Source organism: Ruegeria sp. CH6, from assembly GCF_056537005.1.
The window spans coordinates 534579-550447 of record NZ_JBQFQS010000001.1 but is presented as its reverse complement, the minus strand read 5'-3'; the positions used below and the strand labels follow the sequence as shown (position 1 = coordinate 550447).

23 protein-coding genes are annotated in these 15869 nt (G+C 56.0%); all 23 read right to left on the bottom strand.

Features of this window, described 5'->3' with window-relative positions; all coding sequences use genetic code 11:
* Nucleotide 1 precedes the first annotated feature (1 nt).
* Nucleotides 2-307, bottom strand: a complete 306-nt coding sequence (gene nuoK / locus ACR0CW_RS02815; RefSeq protein ID WP_005984024.1) for an NADH-quinone oxidoreductase subunit NuoK — start codon at nucleotides 305-307, stop codon at nucleotides 2-4.
* Nucleotides 308-311: 4 nt separating this feature from the next.
* Nucleotides 312-914 carry an NADH-quinone oxidoreductase subunit J gene (locus ACR0CW_RS02810; RefSeq protein ID WP_155147529.1) on the bottom strand — a complete coding sequence of 201 codons (603 nt, stop codon included), beginning with the start codon at nucleotides 912-914 and terminating at the stop codon, nucleotides 312-314.
* Nucleotides 911-1318, bottom strand: coding sequence for a carboxymuconolactone decarboxylase family protein (locus tag ACR0CW_RS02805; protein WP_480786749.1), 408 nt, complete (start codon nucleotides 1316-1318; stop codon nucleotides 911-913). Before ACR0CW_RS02805 ends, ACR0CW_RS02810 begins: the two co-directional genes overlap by 4 nt.
* A complete protein-coding gene (locus ACR0CW_RS02800) occupies nucleotides 1318-2007 on the bottom strand; it encodes a DUF4259 domain-containing protein (RefSeq protein ID WP_480786748.1) in 690 nt (229 codons plus the stop codon). The genes ACR0CW_RS02805 and ACR0CW_RS02800 overlap by 1 nt, the downstream gene beginning before the upstream one ends.
* Nucleotides 2007-2501 carry an NADH-quinone oxidoreductase subunit NuoI gene (gene nuoI, locus ACR0CW_RS02795; RefSeq protein ID WP_170331439.1) on the bottom strand — a complete coding sequence of 165 codons (495 nt, stop codon included), beginning with the start codon at nucleotides 2499-2501 and terminating at the stop codon, nucleotides 2007-2009. The genes ACR0CW_RS02800 and nuoI overlap by 1 nt, the downstream gene beginning before the upstream one ends.
* Nucleotides 2502-2504: 3 nt before the next feature.
* Nucleotides 2505-3131 (bottom strand): hypothetical protein, encoded by a 627-nt coding sequence (locus ACR0CW_RS02790; protein ID WP_480786747.1) that lies wholly within the window; start codon nucleotides 3129-3131, stop codon nucleotides 2505-2507.
* On the bottom strand, nucleotides 3131-4165 hold the full coding sequence (gene nuoH / locus ACR0CW_RS02785; RefSeq protein WP_155147520.1) for an NADH-quinone oxidoreductase subunit NuoH: 1035 nt from the start codon (nucleotides 4163-4165) through the stop codon (nucleotides 3131-3133). The genes ACR0CW_RS02790 and nuoH overlap by 1 nt, the downstream gene beginning before the upstream one ends.
* A gap of 60 nt (nucleotides 4166-4225) precedes the next feature.
* Nucleotides 4226-6247, bottom strand: coding sequence for an NADH-quinone oxidoreductase subunit NuoG (gene nuoG, locus ACR0CW_RS02780; protein WP_480786746.1), 2022 nt, complete (start codon nucleotides 6245-6247; stop codon nucleotides 4226-4228).
* A gap of 3 nt (nucleotides 6248-6250) precedes the next feature.
* A complete protein-coding gene (locus ACR0CW_RS02775) occupies nucleotides 6251-6655 on the bottom strand; it encodes a DUF5333 domain-containing protein (RefSeq protein WP_480786745.1) in 405 nt (134 codons plus the stop codon).
* A gap of 98 nt (nucleotides 6656-6753) precedes the next feature.
* Complete coding sequence (locus ACR0CW_RS02770; protein ID WP_480786744.1) at nucleotides 6754-7101, bottom strand: hypothetical protein; 348 nt, start codon at nucleotides 7099-7101, stop codon at nucleotides 6754-6756.
* Nucleotides 7102-7177: 76 nt separating this feature from the next.
* Nucleotides 7178-7594, bottom strand: coding sequence for an MAPEG family protein (locus ACR0CW_RS02765; protein ID WP_480786743.1), 417 nt, complete (start codon nucleotides 7592-7594; stop codon nucleotides 7178-7180).
* Nucleotides 7595-7925: 331 nt separating this feature from the next.
* Nucleotides 7926-9224 carry an NADH-quinone oxidoreductase subunit NuoF gene (nuoF, locus tag ACR0CW_RS02760; RefSeq protein ID WP_480786742.1) on the bottom strand — a complete coding sequence of 433 codons (1299 nt, stop codon included), beginning with the start codon at nucleotides 9222-9224 and terminating at the stop codon, nucleotides 7926-7928.
* 7 nt (nucleotides 9225-9231) lie between these two features.
* On the bottom strand, nucleotides 9232-9459 hold the full coding sequence (locus ACR0CW_RS02755; protein ID WP_155147510.1) for a DUF5337 domain-containing protein: 228 nt from the start codon (nucleotides 9457-9459) through the stop codon (nucleotides 9232-9234).
* A gap of 42 nt (nucleotides 9460-9501) precedes the next feature.
* On the bottom strand, nucleotides 9502-10620 hold the full coding sequence (nuoE, locus tag ACR0CW_RS02750; RefSeq protein ID WP_480786741.1) for an NADH-quinone oxidoreductase subunit NuoE: 1119 nt from the start codon (nucleotides 10618-10620) through the stop codon (nucleotides 9502-9504).
* Nucleotides 10620-10991, bottom strand: a complete 372-nt coding sequence (locus ACR0CW_RS02745) for a hypothetical protein (protein ID WP_480786740.1) — start codon at nucleotides 10989-10991, stop codon at nucleotides 10620-10622. The genes nuoE and ACR0CW_RS02745 overlap by 1 nt, the downstream gene beginning before the upstream one ends.
* Complete coding sequence (locus ACR0CW_RS02740; protein WP_196223495.1) at nucleotides 10988-12211, bottom strand: NADH-quinone oxidoreductase subunit D; 1224 nt, start codon at nucleotides 12209-12211, stop codon at nucleotides 10988-10990. The genes ACR0CW_RS02745 and ACR0CW_RS02740 overlap by 4 nt, the downstream gene beginning before the upstream one ends.
* A complete protein-coding gene (locus tag ACR0CW_RS02735; protein ID WP_256372809.1) occupies nucleotides 12211-12333 on the bottom strand; it encodes a hypothetical protein in 123 nt (40 codons plus the stop codon). The genes ACR0CW_RS02740 and ACR0CW_RS02735 overlap by 1 nt, the downstream gene beginning before the upstream one ends.
* Before the next feature lie 7 nt (nucleotides 12334-12340).
* Nucleotides 12341-12514 (bottom strand): hypothetical protein, encoded by a 174-nt coding sequence (locus ACR0CW_RS02730; RefSeq protein WP_010442775.1) that lies wholly within the window; start codon nucleotides 12512-12514, stop codon nucleotides 12341-12343.
* A complete protein-coding gene (locus ACR0CW_RS02725) occupies nucleotides 12514-13119 on the bottom strand; it encodes an NADH-quinone oxidoreductase subunit C (protein ID WP_155147502.1) in 606 nt (201 codons plus the stop codon). Before ACR0CW_RS02725 ends, ACR0CW_RS02730 begins: the two co-directional genes overlap by 1 nt.
* An 11-nt stretch (nucleotides 13120-13130) precedes the next feature.
* The gene (locus ACR0CW_RS02720; RefSeq protein WP_113824919.1) at nucleotides 13131-13664 is read right to left on the bottom strand and encodes a NuoB/complex I 20 kDa subunit family protein; all 534 of its coding nucleotides are present in this window, start codon (nucleotides 13662-13664) and stop codon (nucleotides 13131-13133) included.
* Entirely contained in the window at nucleotides 13655-14020 is a 366-nt protein-coding gene (locus tag ACR0CW_RS02715) for an NADH-quinone oxidoreductase subunit A (RefSeq protein WP_170332684.1), read from the bottom strand. Before ACR0CW_RS02715 ends, ACR0CW_RS02720 begins: the two co-directional genes overlap by 10 nt.
* 187 nt (nucleotides 14021-14207) lie before the next feature.
* A complete protein-coding gene (locus tag ACR0CW_RS02710) occupies nucleotides 14208-14996 on the bottom strand; it encodes a crotonase/enoyl-CoA hydratase family protein (RefSeq protein WP_480786739.1) in 789 nt (262 codons plus the stop codon).
* A gap of 9 nt (nucleotides 14997-15005) precedes the next feature.
* Nucleotides 15006-15860, bottom strand: a complete 855-nt coding sequence (locus ACR0CW_RS02705) for a hydroxymethylglutaryl-CoA lyase (RefSeq protein ID WP_480786738.1) — start codon at nucleotides 15858-15860, stop codon at nucleotides 15006-15008.
* Between the last annotated feature and the right edge of the window lie 9 nt (nucleotides 15861-15869).

Here is a 15869-nt window from a genome sequence, read left to right as displayed (position 1 = left end):
CTTACCCCTTCATCATATTGACGTCTTCAACCGCGATGGTGCCACGGTTGCGGAAGAAGCAGACCAGAATGGCCAGCCCGATCGCCGCCTCGGCTGCCGCCACGGTCAGAACGAACAGCGTAAACACCTGCCCGACGAGATCGCCGAGGAAACTGGAAAACGCCACGAGGTTGATATTCACCGCCAGAAGCATCAATTCGATGCTCATCAGCAGGATGATGACGTTCTTGCGGTTCAGGAAGAGACCGAAGATGCCGATGACGAACAGCGTCGCTGCGACCGTAAGATAGTGTTCAAGTCCGATCATCGTCTCAAAGTCCCTGCCCCGGTTTCACGTCCTTCAGCTCCATCGCCTTGGCCGGATCACGCATCATCTGGCCGACGATGTCCTGACGTTTGATGTCCTGACGGTGGCGTAGCGTCAGAACGATTGCGCCGATCATGGCCACCAGCAGGATCAGACCCGCAAGCTGAAACAGAAGGAAGTATTGATCGTAAAGAATGACACCCAGCGCCTCGGTGTTGTGGCGGTCAGCCGGGGTTGGCTGAGCCAGATTGGCCGCCGCGCCCTGTGCGCTGTCCCAAGCGCCAAAGGCCATGACAAACTGCATCAGTATGACTAGGCCAATCAGCAGGGCCAATGGCATATAGCGCGCCATCTCGGCCTTGAGCTCGGCAAAGTCGACATCCAGCATCATCACGACGAAGAGGAAAAGAACCGCGACCGCTCCCACGTAGACGATGATCAGCAGCATGGCCACGAACTCTGCCCCCAGCAGCACGAACAACCCCGCCGCGGACAGGAAGGACAGGATCAGCCACAGCACCGAGTGCACCGGCTGACGGCTGATCACCGTGAACAGCCCGCCGGTAATCGCGCTGATGGCAAACAGATAAAAGGCAAAGACGGTCATTGATCCTCATCCTCGTTGTCACCCATGACCTCTTGCGCCAAATCCAGCGCGCGGGTCATGGCCGGGATGCCGGCAAAGACCGACATCTGACCGATCGTTTCCACGATCTCTTGTTTCTTGGCGCCAGCTTCCAACGCGTGGCGCACAGTCTGACGCACTGCCGAGTCCGCTTGCGCGCCCTGACAGGTCAGCCCGGCCAACGTCAGCAGCAGGCGGGTCTTGGCATCCAGCCCGTCCTTGTTGACGGTGTTGCCGAACATCATCTCCATGACTTCTTTCGGCATGGTCGGCCACAGCGCCTCGAACCCTTTGGGCGAGAAATTCTCCATCGCCGGATTCATTGCCTTGGCCATGTCCTGAGCCTGCTTCATCATCGCGGCGAATGGGTTGTTGTCATCGGCCATCACAGCTTTTTCTCCAGACCGTCGATACGGTCAGTCAACGCCTCAAGGCTATCGACAACAAAGTACCGCATGTTTGTGATATCCTTGTGGATCAGGTTCATCTTGCGCACGAGATGGCGCAGAACTTCGACCTGAGCGTCCCCAGCGCCGCCGTCCGCGATACGCTCGATCTCGGACATCATGTCGTCGTAGACCTGCTCAACCTGGGTACGCAAAGCAATCTCAGGATCGGCATCAGGTCCATCTGGATCGAAATCCGGATTCAGATTGTTATCTTCGGCAGCTGCATTCAGTCGCGATGTGAGATCGGCGATACTGTCCCGCCAAGTATCGGCTTCGTCAGTCTCGCCCCACAGTTCCACCAGTTCAGACTCGTCCGCCGTCACCCGCCTGACTGCTGCAAGCGCCATACCAACGGTGTCTTCATAGAAGTTAAACGAAGCAGCGAGATCAAAGGGCGCTGCCGTTCCATTCTTTGGATGCCCAAGCGCCGAGGCCACGATTTCGGCCCCCGCCACTGCTGCTGACGCCTCATCAGCGTCCAGGTATTCGTTACCCATCGCAAAGACGTTACCAAAAAGCTCACGCACGGCCTCGGCCTGATCAGCAGGTTGGTCCAAACCACGGATCTGATCCAACAAGTCCGACGCGGTGTCGTTCTCAAAGCTATGTGGTCCCCAGGTTCCCATCAGCGATACGGCGCGTCCATTTCCAGATTGCGGGCAATCTCGGCTTCCCAGCGTTCGCCGTTGTCGAGCAGTTTTTCCTTGTCGTAGAACAGTTCTTCCCGAGTTTCGGTGGCGAATTCGAAGTTCGGGCCTTCGACGATTGCATCGACCGGGCAGGCCTCTTGGCAGAAACCGCAATAGATGCACTTGGTCATGTCGATGTCGTACCGCGTGGTGCGGCGGCTGCCGTCTTCGCGCGGTTCAGCGTCGATGGTGATCGCCTGCGCCGGGCAGACCGCTTCGCACAGTTTGCAAGCGATGCAGCGTTCCTCACCGTTCGGATAGCGGCGCAAGGCGTGTTCACCACGGAACCGTGGGGACAGAGGGCCCTTTTCATGCGGGTAGTTCACGGTGGCCTTGGGGGCGAAGAAATACTTCAGCCCCAGCTTCATGCCGACCCAGAAGTCCTGCAGAAGGAAATATTTGGCGGCACGCGTATAGTCAATTTGTGTCATGTCCTAGAAACCCTTCTCGCAACGGCCAGCGGTATCTTCGAGAATGAACTGAACTTGATCGCTCACATCTGCAGCGCTTGCATCCACTGCCAAAACCCTGCGACCAGCTTCAATCGTGTACATACACTCCGCACTGTTTTGCGCAGAAAGCAGGGATTCTACGTTAACATGGCTGGGTAGATTTCCAGCCTCCACACCCACATCGATGAACTCTGCAAGACGCTTTTCGTCATCCGTTGTTATTCGGAGGCACTCTACCAAGCTCAACAATGCCGACGACTTTTCGCGCGTCGTGTCCGAGATTGTTTTTCCGTTCTTCAGAGCATCTATGTAAGCTGTCATATCTCCGAGTTGCTTGGCGTTTATCACGGATCCAATGACGTATTTATCAAAAGCTAGATGCTGCTCAGCAGATACGAGCGGGTATTTTTGCCCTAGTTCATTTGCGAGGAAGTCCTGAAAACCTTCATCGAATTGAAACACAGTTTTGAACTCAGGCACGCAAATCTCGTGGGCAACATCTAGCAAATTCCTTGCTTCGCCCGGTTCAGTTTCGGCGGCGTAGGCTGCTACGTTCAAAAAGGTAAGCGCAGTGAGCGCGGTAAAAACGTGTCGTATCTTCCGCTCCATCAGCCCACACTCCAACGCGCAAACGCGCCCCAGAACCAGTCGAATTTCGCCGCGAAGGCTACAAAAACCACCCAGGCCAGCGAGAACGGCAGGAACACTTTCCAACCCAACCTCATCAACTGGTCATAGCGGTAGCGGGGTGTGATCGCCTTGACCATCGCGAAAAGGAAGAAGAAGAACGCCATCTTCGCAACCATCCACAGCACGCCATCCGGCAGTCCCGGGATCGGCGACAGCCAGCCGCCGAAGAACAGCAGCGTGGTGAGTGCGCACATCAGGAAAATCGCAATGTATTCACCCGCCATGAACAGCAGGAAGGGCGTGGCCGAGTATTCGACCTGATAACCGGCCACCAGTTCCGACTCCGCCTCGGGCAAGTCAAATGGTGGACGGTTGGTTTCGGCCAATGCCGAGATGAAGAACAGGAACACCATCGGGAAATGCGGCAGCCAGTACCAGCTGAAGAAGCCAAAGCGGCCGTCTTGCGCTTCGACGATATGACCGAAATTCATCGACCCGGTCGAGATGATAACGCCGATGATGATCAGGCCAATCGAAACCTCGTAAGAGATCATCTGCGCGGCAGAGCGCAGAGAGCCGAGGAACGGGTACTTTGAGTTCGACGCCCAACCACCCATAATCACGCCATAAACTTCCAGCGACGATACAGCGAAGACATAAAGAATGGCGACGTTGATATCTGACAGCACCCAGCCGTCATTGAATGGGATCACAGCCCAAGCGATCATCGCCAGAACGAAGGAAGTTAACGGTGCAAGGATGAAAACCGTTCGGTCAGCACCCGCAGGAATGACGACCTCTTTGACCACATATTTCAGCGCGTCAGCCACCGATTGAAGCAAGCCGTAGACGCCCACCACGTTCGGGCCCCGGCGCATCTGAACCGCCGCCCAGATCTTGCGGTCGCCGTAAACAAGGAACAACAGCGAGATCATCACGAACGCAACAACTGCAAGCACTTGCGCCAGAATGATGAGGGCTATTCCGCCTGGGGTGTTAAAGAATTCAGCCATTGGTCCTCACACCGTGGGTCGTCGGGATTGCGCGGGCGCGCAATATTGAAACGGGTCGCATCATTCTGCCGCGATCCTGTCGGTTTTAAGTGCCTGAGCTTGCGCCGATAGCTCTGCCATCAACTGAGAGGCTCGTGCTATCGGGTTGGTCAGATAGAAGTCTTTGATCGCATTTCGGAACGTTGCCTTGCCTAGCGATCCGGCCTCGAGCGGTTGCACCTCGTTCTCGATCACTTCGTCGATACGCGCCAAATGGGGCACTGCCTCGATCAGAGCGCTACGCAGCTGCGCCAGCGAGTCGAAGGGCAATGTCGCCCCCAGTTCGGCGGACAAGGCCCGCAGGATAGCCCAGTTTTCCTTGGCCTCACCCGGTGCGAACCCAGCGCGCATAGCCAGCTGCGGACGCCCTTCGGTGTTCACGAAAAGACCGTTCTCTTCCGTATAGGCAGCAGCAGGCAGGATTACATCAGCGCGGTGCGCACCGCAATCACCATGGCTGCCCTGATAGATCACAAAGGCACCTTCGCCGATTTCGACTTCGTCCGCGCCCAGATTATAGATCACATCCGCAGCGCTGATCGCCTCCATACCGCCTGCATTGGTGGCATCAACATCCATCGCACCAACGCGAGCAGCGGCTGTATGCAGAACGATCAGGCCGCTTTCTGTATTTGCAGCGATGGTTTGCGCCGCAGCCAGAACAGCTGCGCCATCGGCTTCTTGCAATGCACCTTGACCCACAACGACCAGCGAGGATTTTCCCTTGATCTGGTCATCACCGCCCATGTCGACCACTTTCTGCAGGGCAGCGCGGTCATCGCCAACATGGTAGTAATCGTAGGTCAGATCGACAGCCGGACCGACCAAAGCAATGTCAGCACCATGGGCCCATGCTTTGCGGATGCGTGCGTTCAGAACCGGTGCCTCATCTCTCGGGTTGGTCCCGATCAACAGGATACGCTCAGCAGTATCTATGTCTTCGATGGCGGCGGTGCCGGCATAGGCGCCCCGGTTGCTTGCAGGCAGTTTAGCTCCGTCAGTGCGGCATTCAACTACGCCACCCTGCCCTTCGATCATCTGTTTCAGCGCAAAGATAGCTTCGACCGGAGCCAGATCACCAACAATCCCGGCAGGCTTCTCAGCCCCTTTCAATGCGTCAGCTGCTTTGTTCAACGCTTCGGGCCAGGTGGCCGGGCGCAACTTGCCGTTCTCTCGCACATAAGGACGGTCCAACCGCTGACGCCGCAGACCATCCCAGACAAAACGGGTTTTATCGCTGATCCACTCTTCGTTCACACCATCGTGGTTGCGCGGCAGAAAGCGCATCACTTCGCGACCCTTGGTATCCACACGGATATTCGAGCCCAAAGCATCCATCACATCGATGGATTCGGTTTTGGTCAGCTCCCACGGACGTGCAGTGAAGGCATAGGGCTTCGACGTCAGTGCGCCAACTGGACACAGATCAATGATATTGCCTTGCAAATTCGATTGCAGCGTCTCGTTGAGATACGAGGTAATCTCAGCATCTTCTCCACGCCCGGTCTGACCCATCTGCGTGATCCCGGCCACTTCAGTTGTGAACCGCACACAGCGGGTACAACTGATGCAGCGGGTCATCGCAGTGCCAACAAGCGGTCCCAGATCCAGATCATCAACCGCGCGCTTTGCTTCTTTGAAACGCGACCCCGACACACCATAAGCCATGGCCTGATCCTGCAGGTCGCATTCGCCACCCTGATCGCAGATCGGACAGTCGAGCGGGTGGTTGATGAGTAGAAACTCCATCACACCCTCACGAGCCTTCTTGACCATGGGAGAGTTTGTCTTGACCACGGGCGCCTGCCCCTCAGGCCCCGGACGCAAATCACGCACCTGCATCGCGCAAGACGCTGCAGGCTTGGGCGGGCCGCCAACGACCTCCACCAGACACATCCGGCAGTTACCGGCAATCGACAGACGTTCGTGGTAGCAAAAGCGCGGCACTTCAACCCCGGCCTGTTCACAGGCCTGGATCAGGGTCATTGCGCCGTCGACTTCGATTTCCTGCCCGTCGATATTGATCTTGCGGAGGTCAGACATGGTCTAGTTCGCCCTCAAATAAACGCCAATGGCGCTGTTTCTTTCGATTTCCGCGCGTCCCAAAGTACAGAAGGTTTCGGGATTCTCGTAGGTCACACCATGCTGGGCCAGATACGCCTCGCCCATGGATCGCATACGTGCCTTTTCAGCATCCGAGTCCACATAGGCCCGGATTTCCTTGTCCGAGTATCCCAGCTTGTTGGCTTTGGATTTCAGTCCCCAGATCACACCGATTGCTTTCATCCTGCGCCCGCTGATTGATGGGCAGTACTCGGAAATCTCATTTGCGATCGCGATGTAATAGAGTTCATTGTCGATCTCTTTGACATCGCGCAAAGGGGGTTTCGCTTCGGCCGCAACCGGTACCGCCATCAGAGTGGCGAGAGCAAACGTTTTCACAAAAGACATGGTATTTCCTTTCGTCTTGGGTCTCCCAAGACGAAGCACCGAGGCATTGCTATGCAATAACGACACCGAGGCCATGCGCTGATATGCAATAACTTTGCTCATGGTCTTTGGCAGGTACCTGCAAATGTCAACTTGTCATTGTCGATACGCAGGTTCTGAGGCTCGGTCTCAGGTCCCACCTTCCACACTATTTTGGACGTACCAAAGTTCTGAATGCAGAACCGGGTACCCTCGTACCGGCCCGCTTCACGTGCGCCATCCAAAGACGCCGAAACACCATTGATCGTGACCGTAAAATCAGCGCGTGATTCTTTTTTGTTCACATAGTTTGCTTTGGCACGGAAGGCCTGTCCGTCGAACAGAATCCGATCGCTCTTGGATTTACCACATGCAGCAACCAGCGTCAGGGCTGCCAACATGCCTATAACCAGAGAGTTTTTTTTCATTTCCGTATCCCCAGATACCCTTTAGTAACAGTCAGTCGTTTTGTCCGACCGGTGTTACAACGTATTCTGTCCCAATTCAAAACGCGGCTACCAAAGCCATTAAACCCAACACCATCATGCAAGCCCAACCGATGACATAGAGAACAGATCGTAGCCCGCTGTGCGGTTTGCCGACCCCACGAATATGGACGATCAACATCACTACTCGTGCAACCAACGCTATAGAAGCAAGCAGGTTCACCCAGAACGGGCTAGCCCCCAGTAAAATCGCGGCCACAGTGACGGTCAGAAACGCTGGCAGGGTTTCAGTTCCGTTAAGATAAGCGCGGTTTAGGCGATAAGCCTTTTCCGAATAGTCCTGATCAGGCGTCGCACCTGGAGCCAGACCTTTGCTGGCCTTTGCAAGTGCCGAGAAAGGCGACAGAAACAACACGATCAGGGTAAAAATCACCAGCGAGGCGATTGCGTGGGAATACTCAGCATAGACTTCCATTAACTCACCTCTGCGTTAAATCTGCAAAGTATTTCAGTCTGGTGAAAACGCTTAGTTGGCATCCAACAATCTCCTTGCGGCTTTTTGAGCCTGCCAAGTCACCATGGATCCGATAACCGCGATCATTGTGCCAAAAATCGGAGCGTACAACGATCCTTCATAACCGAGGCCGACGGACAGAAACGACAGTGCATACCCGATAACCAAAGGGCTGATGCTCACGCAAATCGCTACGAGTCGGTTGGCCCCGTTCGCTCTCAGCAATGTCGCTAGAGCAAAAACAATCAGGCCTAAACCCAAAACAGCTAGGTATGCTGAAACAACTGTCATCTTATTCCGCTGCCATCGCACCCATGCGGCCCGATTTCTGAGCCTTGATGCGGTCCTCAATCTCTTCCCGGAAATTGCGGATCAGGCCTTGGATCGGCCAGGCCGCAGCATCGCCCAAGGCACAGATTGTGTGGCCTTCGACCTGCTTGGTCACATCGAACAACATGTCGATCTCTTCAAGTTCGGCCTCACCGCGCACCAGGCGGTCCATCACGCGCATCATCCAACCAGTACCTTCGCGGCATGGCGTACACTGGCCACAGCTTTCGTGTTTGTAGAATTTCGACAGCCGCCAGATCGCTTTGATGATGTCGGTGGACTTGTCCATCACGATCACCGCCGCTGTTCCAAGACCCGATCCCAGGTCATTGCGCAGATGGTCGAAATCCATGATTGCGTCTCGCATATCTTCGCCACGCACGCATGGCACTGACGAGCCTCCGGGGATCACAGCCAGCAGGTTGTCCCAACCACCGCGAATGCCGCCGCAATGGGTTTCGATCAGTTGCTCGAACGGGATCGACATCGCCTCTTCCACCACGCACGGGTTATTCACGTGGCCTGAGATGGCAAACAACTTGGTGCCCGCGTTGTTCTGACGACCAAAGCCCGCAAACCAGTCGGCGCCCCGGCGCAGGATGGTCGGTACAACCGCAATGGATTCGACGTTGTTCACAGTGGTCGGACAGCCAAAAAGCCCCGCACCAGCCGGGAACGGAGGTTTCATCCTCGGCATACCCTTTTTGCCCTCAAGGCTTTCAATCAACGCGGTTTCCTCACCGCAGATGTAAGCCCCTGCGCCGTGATGCAGGAACAGGTCGAAATCCCAGCCCGATCCAGCGGCGTTCTTACCCAAAAGACCCGCGTCATAAGCTTCGTCGATCGCAGCCTGCAGTGCCTCGCGCTCGCGGATGTACTCGCCGCGCAGATAGATATAGCAGGTATGCGCATTCATCGCGAAGGAAGCGATCAGGCAGCCTTCGATCAGAGTATGTGGATCATGGCGCATGATCTCGCGGTCTTTGCAGGTTCCAGGCTCGGATTCGTCAGCATTCACAACCAGATAAGCTGGACGGCCATCGCTTTCTTTGGGCATGAACGACCATTTCAGACCGGTGGGGAAGCCCGCGCCTCCGCGACCACGCAGTCCCGAGTCCTTCATCGTCTGGATAATCCAATCACGCCCGTTGCCGATCAGGCCAGCCGTGCCGTCCCAATGCCCCCGGGCTTGCGCGCCTTTCAGCGTACGCTCATGCATCCCGTAGATGTTGGTAAAGATCCGGTCCTGATCCTTCAGCATCGTTAGCTTACCTTTGGCTATCCTGACGCATGCGCCAGAGTTGAAAAATGTTGACGCCCGCGTAAACGAAACCACCCAGAGCGGCGAAATCGAACAGCAGCGCATATCGCCCCGGCAGTCCCAGTGCAGGGCCGATGAACAATGACATCGCAAGCCAAGCCAACATGGTGACGGCAATCACCACTCCGATATGGCGCCCTTTTCGGGCCATGGCCTGTTCTTTGTCTTGGTCCATCTCGTCTGTGTGCCCCTTCAGGCGTACTCATTCCTGTTTGACCTACTCGTCGTAGGTACCGTCTTCCTTAGCGCGCTTGGCGAACTCGGTTTCTTCACCTGCCGCCAGTTTGGCCGCTTGTTCAATCCAGCCGTCACGCTCAATACGACCCTTGAACTTCAGGCGCGCATCGACCCAAGCCACCTGCAACGGTGTCCATGCAGCAACCTGATCAAAGTGGTAGAAACCCAACTCGTTGAGTGTCTGTTCCAGCTTGGGTCCGACACCTTTCAGCAGCTTGAGGTCATCAGGCTTGCCATCCCGCGCCCCTGACAACAGTTCGGGCGCATCTTCCTCGACCTTGGCTTCAGATTTGGCTTTCTTTGCCTCTTCGGCCTGTTTTACCGCAGGCTTCGGAGCTTCTGGCGCTTTCGGAGGTTTAGCCGCAGCACTCGCGCCGGCTTGTTTGCCATCTTTATCCAGCCAAGGGGTCAGGATCGGAACTTCCGTTCCGTCGATGCGCTTGACCGTGTCGTGCAAATCAGTCGCCAGCTCTACGCTTGCATTATAACGCGGTTTGCCAGCGTCATGTTCAACAAGGCTGGTCAGACCCCTCAGCGGCTCCGCTGCATATCGGCCGTTTTGTGGCCCCGGAACCGGAACCTTCCCAGATGTCAGATCATCGAGGATTTTACCAAAACTCTCGGCAGTCAGGTCCTCGTAATAGTCCTTACCGATCTGTGCCATCGGTGCGTTGGTGCAGGAGCCCAGACATTCAACTTCTTCCCAGCTCAGCTTGCCATCAGCGGACAGTTCATGCGGTTTTGACGCGATCTTTTCCTTGCAGACCGCGATCAGATCCTCGGCCCCGCAGATCATGCAGGAGGTCGTGCCGCAGACCTGAATATGTGCCACTGAACCAACCGGTTGCAGCTGGAACATGAAGTAGAAAGATGCAACCTCAAGCACCCGGATGTAGGCCATCCCCAGCATGTCGGCGACAGATTCAATCGCCGGGCGGCTCAGCCAACCCTCTTGTTCCTGAGCACGCCAGAGCAACGGGATGACCGCACTGGCCTGACGACCTTCAGGATACTTGGTAATCTGCGCTTCGGCCCATTGCTGGTTGGCAGCGGTAAAGGCAAAGTTCTCAGGTTGTTCGGGATGCAGACGGCGGAGCATTAGCCTTTGTTCTCCTGCACTGAATTCGGCTGATATTGACCTTCCGGCACAACCCCATCGTACGCGCCATTTACCAAAGGCAGGCAAAGAAAGGAATTGTTCCAAGGCCCAGAAAGGTAGACTGGATTACTTGTTTCAGTTTCAGTTACGTTTAGAAGCCCAACCTGACAAAACGCTGCAGTTTGCTCTTTTTGTACGATAACCAGTAACTCGAAGCCGTTACTTCTCGGCGCACCCACAGTGGAAACAATCTGGAAACCGTTGGCCAGAAAATCGTTTAGGTTACCTTGTGGTGCAGGCTCAGCTGAAAGCCCCGCTCCACAAGCCGCAAAAACAGCTACCGACGCAAAAAATCGCAACCGTCTGCTCACCGATCAATCTCCCCAAACACAACGTCCATCGTGCCAATAATGGCGGCAACATCGGCCAGTTGGTGACCTTTCGCGACGTGATCCATGGCTTGCAGGTGCAGGAACCCTGGCGCGCGCAGTTTGGCGCGGTAGGGTTTGTTGGTGCCATCGGCGACCAGATAGACGCCGAACTCACCCTTTGGGGCTTCGACGGCGGCGTAGACTTCGCCCGCGGGGACGTGGAAGCCTTCGGTATAAAGCTTGAAGTGATGGATCAGGCTCTCCATCGAGGTCTTCATGTCCGAGCGTTTCGGCGGGGTGATCTTGCCGCGCGCCAGAACGTCTCCGGGGCACTCGCGGATTTTGGCGATGGCCTGACGGATGATCAGCAACGACTGCCGCATCTCTTCCATCCGCACCAGATAGCGATCATAGCAGTCGCCATTCTTCCCGACAGGAATCTGGAACTCGAACTCGTCGTAGCATTCATAGGGCTGCGCACGGCGCAGGTCCCATGCCAAGCCCGAACCGCGAACCATGACGCCTGAGAAACCGTATTTCTGAATGTCATCCTCGGTCACGACGCCGATATCAGCGTTGCGCTGTTTAAAGATGCGGTTTTCGGTCAGCAGCCCGTCAATGTCATCCATCACAGCAGGGAATTCATGGCTCCATGCTTCGATATCGTCCAGCAATTCCGGCGGCAGGTCCTGATGCACGCCACCGGGGCGGAAGTAAGCTGCGTGCAGGCGGGCACCACATGCGCGCTCATAAAACACCATCAGCTTTTCGCGTTCTTCAAAGCCCCACAGAGGCGGGGTCAGCGCACCAACGTCCATCGCCTGCGTGGTCACGTTCAGCAGGTGGTTCAGAATACGGCCGATCTCGGAATACAGAACCCGGATCAGCGAGGCGCGCCGGGGCACTTCCACGCCCGTAAGCTTTTCGATGGCCAGACACCAGGCATGCTCCTGATTCATCGGCGCCACGTAATCCAGACGGTCGAAATACGGCAGATTCTGCAGATACGTCCGGCTTTCCATCAGCTTTTCGGTGCCACGGTGCAGCAGACCGATATGCGGATCGCACCGCTCGACGATCTCACCGTCCAGCTCAAGCACAAGACGCAGAACTCCATGCGCCGCAGGGTGTTGCGGGCCGAAGTTGATGTTAAAATTGCGGATCTTCTGTTCTCCGCTCAGCGCATCCGTGCTGCCGTCATCGTATCTTGAGCCGTCCATCAACGCCCCCGTTTCTTTTTTGCTTCGGCCCGCACGCGAACCTTTTCGGCCTCAGCAGCCTTAGCTGCCGCCCCAGCCAGCAGCACGCCCAGTGCGCCAATTACGATCAGTTCCCCCAGCATCAGCATCTCAGCGGCGCTCCAACTCTTGTAGCTTAAGCCCGACCCACCACAGCAACGCGATCGTGCCAAAGGGAACCAAACAGAGCAGACACCAGTACTTGTTGATCCCAAAGAAAGGCAAAATCTTCACCATCGGAATGATGGTCAGCGCAGACAGGATCAGCCACCAGATGCCACCCATTACTCGGTCTCCTGCTTCTCATCCCCTGGTAAAATGTAGTTCGCACCTTCCCAAGGGCTCATGAAATCGAACTGACGGTATTCTTGCACCAGCGATACGGGTTCATAAACCACACGCTTCTGCGCTTCGTCATAGCGAACCTCGGTATAGCCGGTTGTCGGGAAGTCCTTGCGCAAAGGATAACCGCGGAAACCATAGTCCGTCAGGATACGCCGAAGATCCGGATGCCCCGAGAACAGGATACCGAACATGTCATATACTTCGCGTTCGAACCAGTTGGCCGACGGGTGAACCTCAACAATCGAGGGCAGCATGTCCTCTTCGCGAATGGATACGCGTAGTCGAATCCGCTGGTTCTGGTACATCGACAGGAAGTGATAGACGACATCAAACCGCTTGGGACGCTCGGGATAATCGACACCGGTGATGTCCACGAGGGTCGAAAACTGGCACGTACGATCAGCCTTCAGATATTCGACGAATTCAACCAGGTTCGAAGGCGCCACATCAACGTTGAGTTCTCCGTGGGTGACGTCCCATGAAAGAACGCAATCGGCTCGTTTCAATTCCAGCTGCGCGCCAAGTTCTTTGAGTGCTTCACTCATCAGCTTTCTCCTCAGCGCACGATAGTGCCGGTACGGCGGATTTTGCGTTGTAGCTGCATCAAGCCGTAGAGCAGCGCCTCGGCAGTTGGAGGACAGCCGGGAACGTAAATGTCGACGGGCACTACGCGATCACAACCGCGTACGACCGAATAGGAGTAGTGATAGTAACCACCGCCATTCGCACAGGATCCCATCGAGATCACATAGCGCGGCTCGGGCATCTGGTCGTAAACCTTGCGCAGCGCCGGGGCCATTTTGTTGGTCAGTGTTCCCGCCACGATCATCACGTCTGACTGACGAGGGGACGCGCGCGGAGCAATACCGAACCGTTCCGCATCATAACGCGGCATCGAGGTATGCATCATCTCAACCGCGCAACAGGCCAAACCAAATGTCATCCAGTGAAGCGAACCGGTACGCGCCCAGTTGATGATGTCTTCGGACGAGGTCAGCAGAAACCCTTTATCCTGCAACTCGGCATTCAGGGCCTGGGTGGCGACTTCTTTGTCGGCACCTGCGGTGTTTGCGCCCGTCATCACTCCCATTCCAGGGCCCCCTTCTTCCACTCATAGGCAAAGCCGATGGTCAGCACTGCCAGGAACACCATCATCGACCAGAACCCGACATCACTGATGTCGCGGAAACCAACCGCCCAAGGGAACAGGAAGGCGATTTCCAAGTCGAAGATGATGAAAAGAATCGAGACCAGATAGAATCGGACGTCGAATTTCATACGCGCGTCATCAAACGCGTTGAAACCACATTCATAGGCGCTGACTTTTTCGGGGTCGGGATTGCGAACGGCAAGCACGACAGCAGCCAAAATAAGGACAAGGCCAAGGCCTACGGCAACGGCCAGAAACACCAGGATCGGGAGATATTCCCGCAACAGGTCTTCCACGAGTAGCTCCTTTCCTGCGCCCCCATCATCTGGATGCGCCGTCAATTGGCGTGTTGACTGGACATTCTGTATCCGTGTGGGGTCTGAGGGTCAACAGAACACAGGCGCAAAGAGGTGGAATAATCCGTTTGTGACAACCGCAAAATTCACCGCAGTTTCCAGTTCACCGTTAAATTAGGAGATACGGCTAAACCTTACTATTCCATACAGGTTTTCGTTTATCGAAGAATGCGCCGATTCCTTCCTTCGCCTCATCTGTTTCCCATCTGTCAACCAGTGCCTTGATGGTATGATCAATCAAGTCGTCGTCAATAGTAGGACTCAGTGTTCTGACCAATTCTTTCGCTGAAGCAACAGCCCCGGGCGCACAGGAAAGATAGGGTAAGACCTCTGCCTCAACTGCCTCTGCAAGAGCCTCGGCAGGCACGGCTTTTACCAGCAGTCCCAAATCAACCGCTTCTGTCGCGTCAAACAGCCTGGCGGACATAAAGACGCGACGGGCGCGTGCTTCTCCCATTCGGGCGACAACATAGGGGCCGATTGTAGCCGGGATCAGGCCCAAGCGTGTTTCAGTCAGGCCCATTTTCAGGCCGTCCACGCCAATGGCCACATCACAAACCGAGGCCATCCCGACCCCGCCACCGAATGCGTTGCCCTGCAAAGCACCAATCAGGGGTTTCGGCAGTGTGTTCAACGCCTGTAACATCTCGGCCAGCTTACGCGCTTCGACAAAGCGTGTCGCAGGATCCGCGGCCATCTGTGCCTGCATCCACCCCAGATCACCACCAGCACAAAAACTTTTGCCGGCACCTGTCAGGACAACTACCCTTACAGCCTGGTCTTCGCCGAGTTGCCTTGCGGCTTGCGTCAGTTCTGTAATCATCTGCGCCGACATGGCATTGTGCTTGTCCGCGCGGTTCAGCGTCAGTGTTACCACGCCGCGCGCGTCCGTTGTCAGGGTAATTGTTTCAAACATGCTTGCCTCTTAATTCGTTCGCATGGCACGCGCCATTTCCGCGGCCTCTTCCAAAACCGCCATATCCAGACCGGTTTCGTAACCCAAACGCTCCAGATGTGACGCAACCGCTTCGGTCGCCACATTGCCCGCAGCGCCCGGTGCGTAGGGGCATCCCCCCAATCCGCCGACTGCCGCGTCAAATACACGAACGCCCAGCGCGAGGGATGCATCGATGTTATCGATGGCACGGCCATTGGTATCGTGGAAATGACCAGCAAGCCGTGTCACAGGCACCCGTTCGCGAACGGCCAGCAGCATTCGGGCAATCGTGTCGGGCGTTCCTTGTCCGATCGTGTCCCCCAACGAGATTTCATAGCATCCGCGCGCAAAGAGCATATCGGCCACTTCGGCAACTTTCTCGGGCGGTGTTGGTCCGTCATAGGGGCAGTCCGTCACACAGGATACGTAGCCTCGCACCGGCAGATCAATATGACGCGCCGCTTCGAGTATGGGAACGAAACGCTCGATCGATTCAGCGATTGTGGCGTTGATATTAGCTTTCGAGAATCCTTCGGATGCCGACGCAAAGATGGCGATCTCATCAGCCCCGGCCGCCAAAGCATCTTCGTAACCGCGCATGTTCGGGGTCAATGCCGCGTAACGCACACCAGATGCACGATTGATACCGGCCAGCACCTCGGCACTGCCCGCCATCTGCGGTACCCACTTTGGCGAGACAAAGCTGGCCACCTCAATTCTGCTGAACCCGGCGCGGCTCAGGCAATCGACCAGCGCCACCTTTTCGGCCACCGGAATTTCACGTCTTTCGTTCTGCAGCCCATCTCGCGGACCAACTTCAAAAACCTCAACGCGTTCTCCCATGGCCGTCCC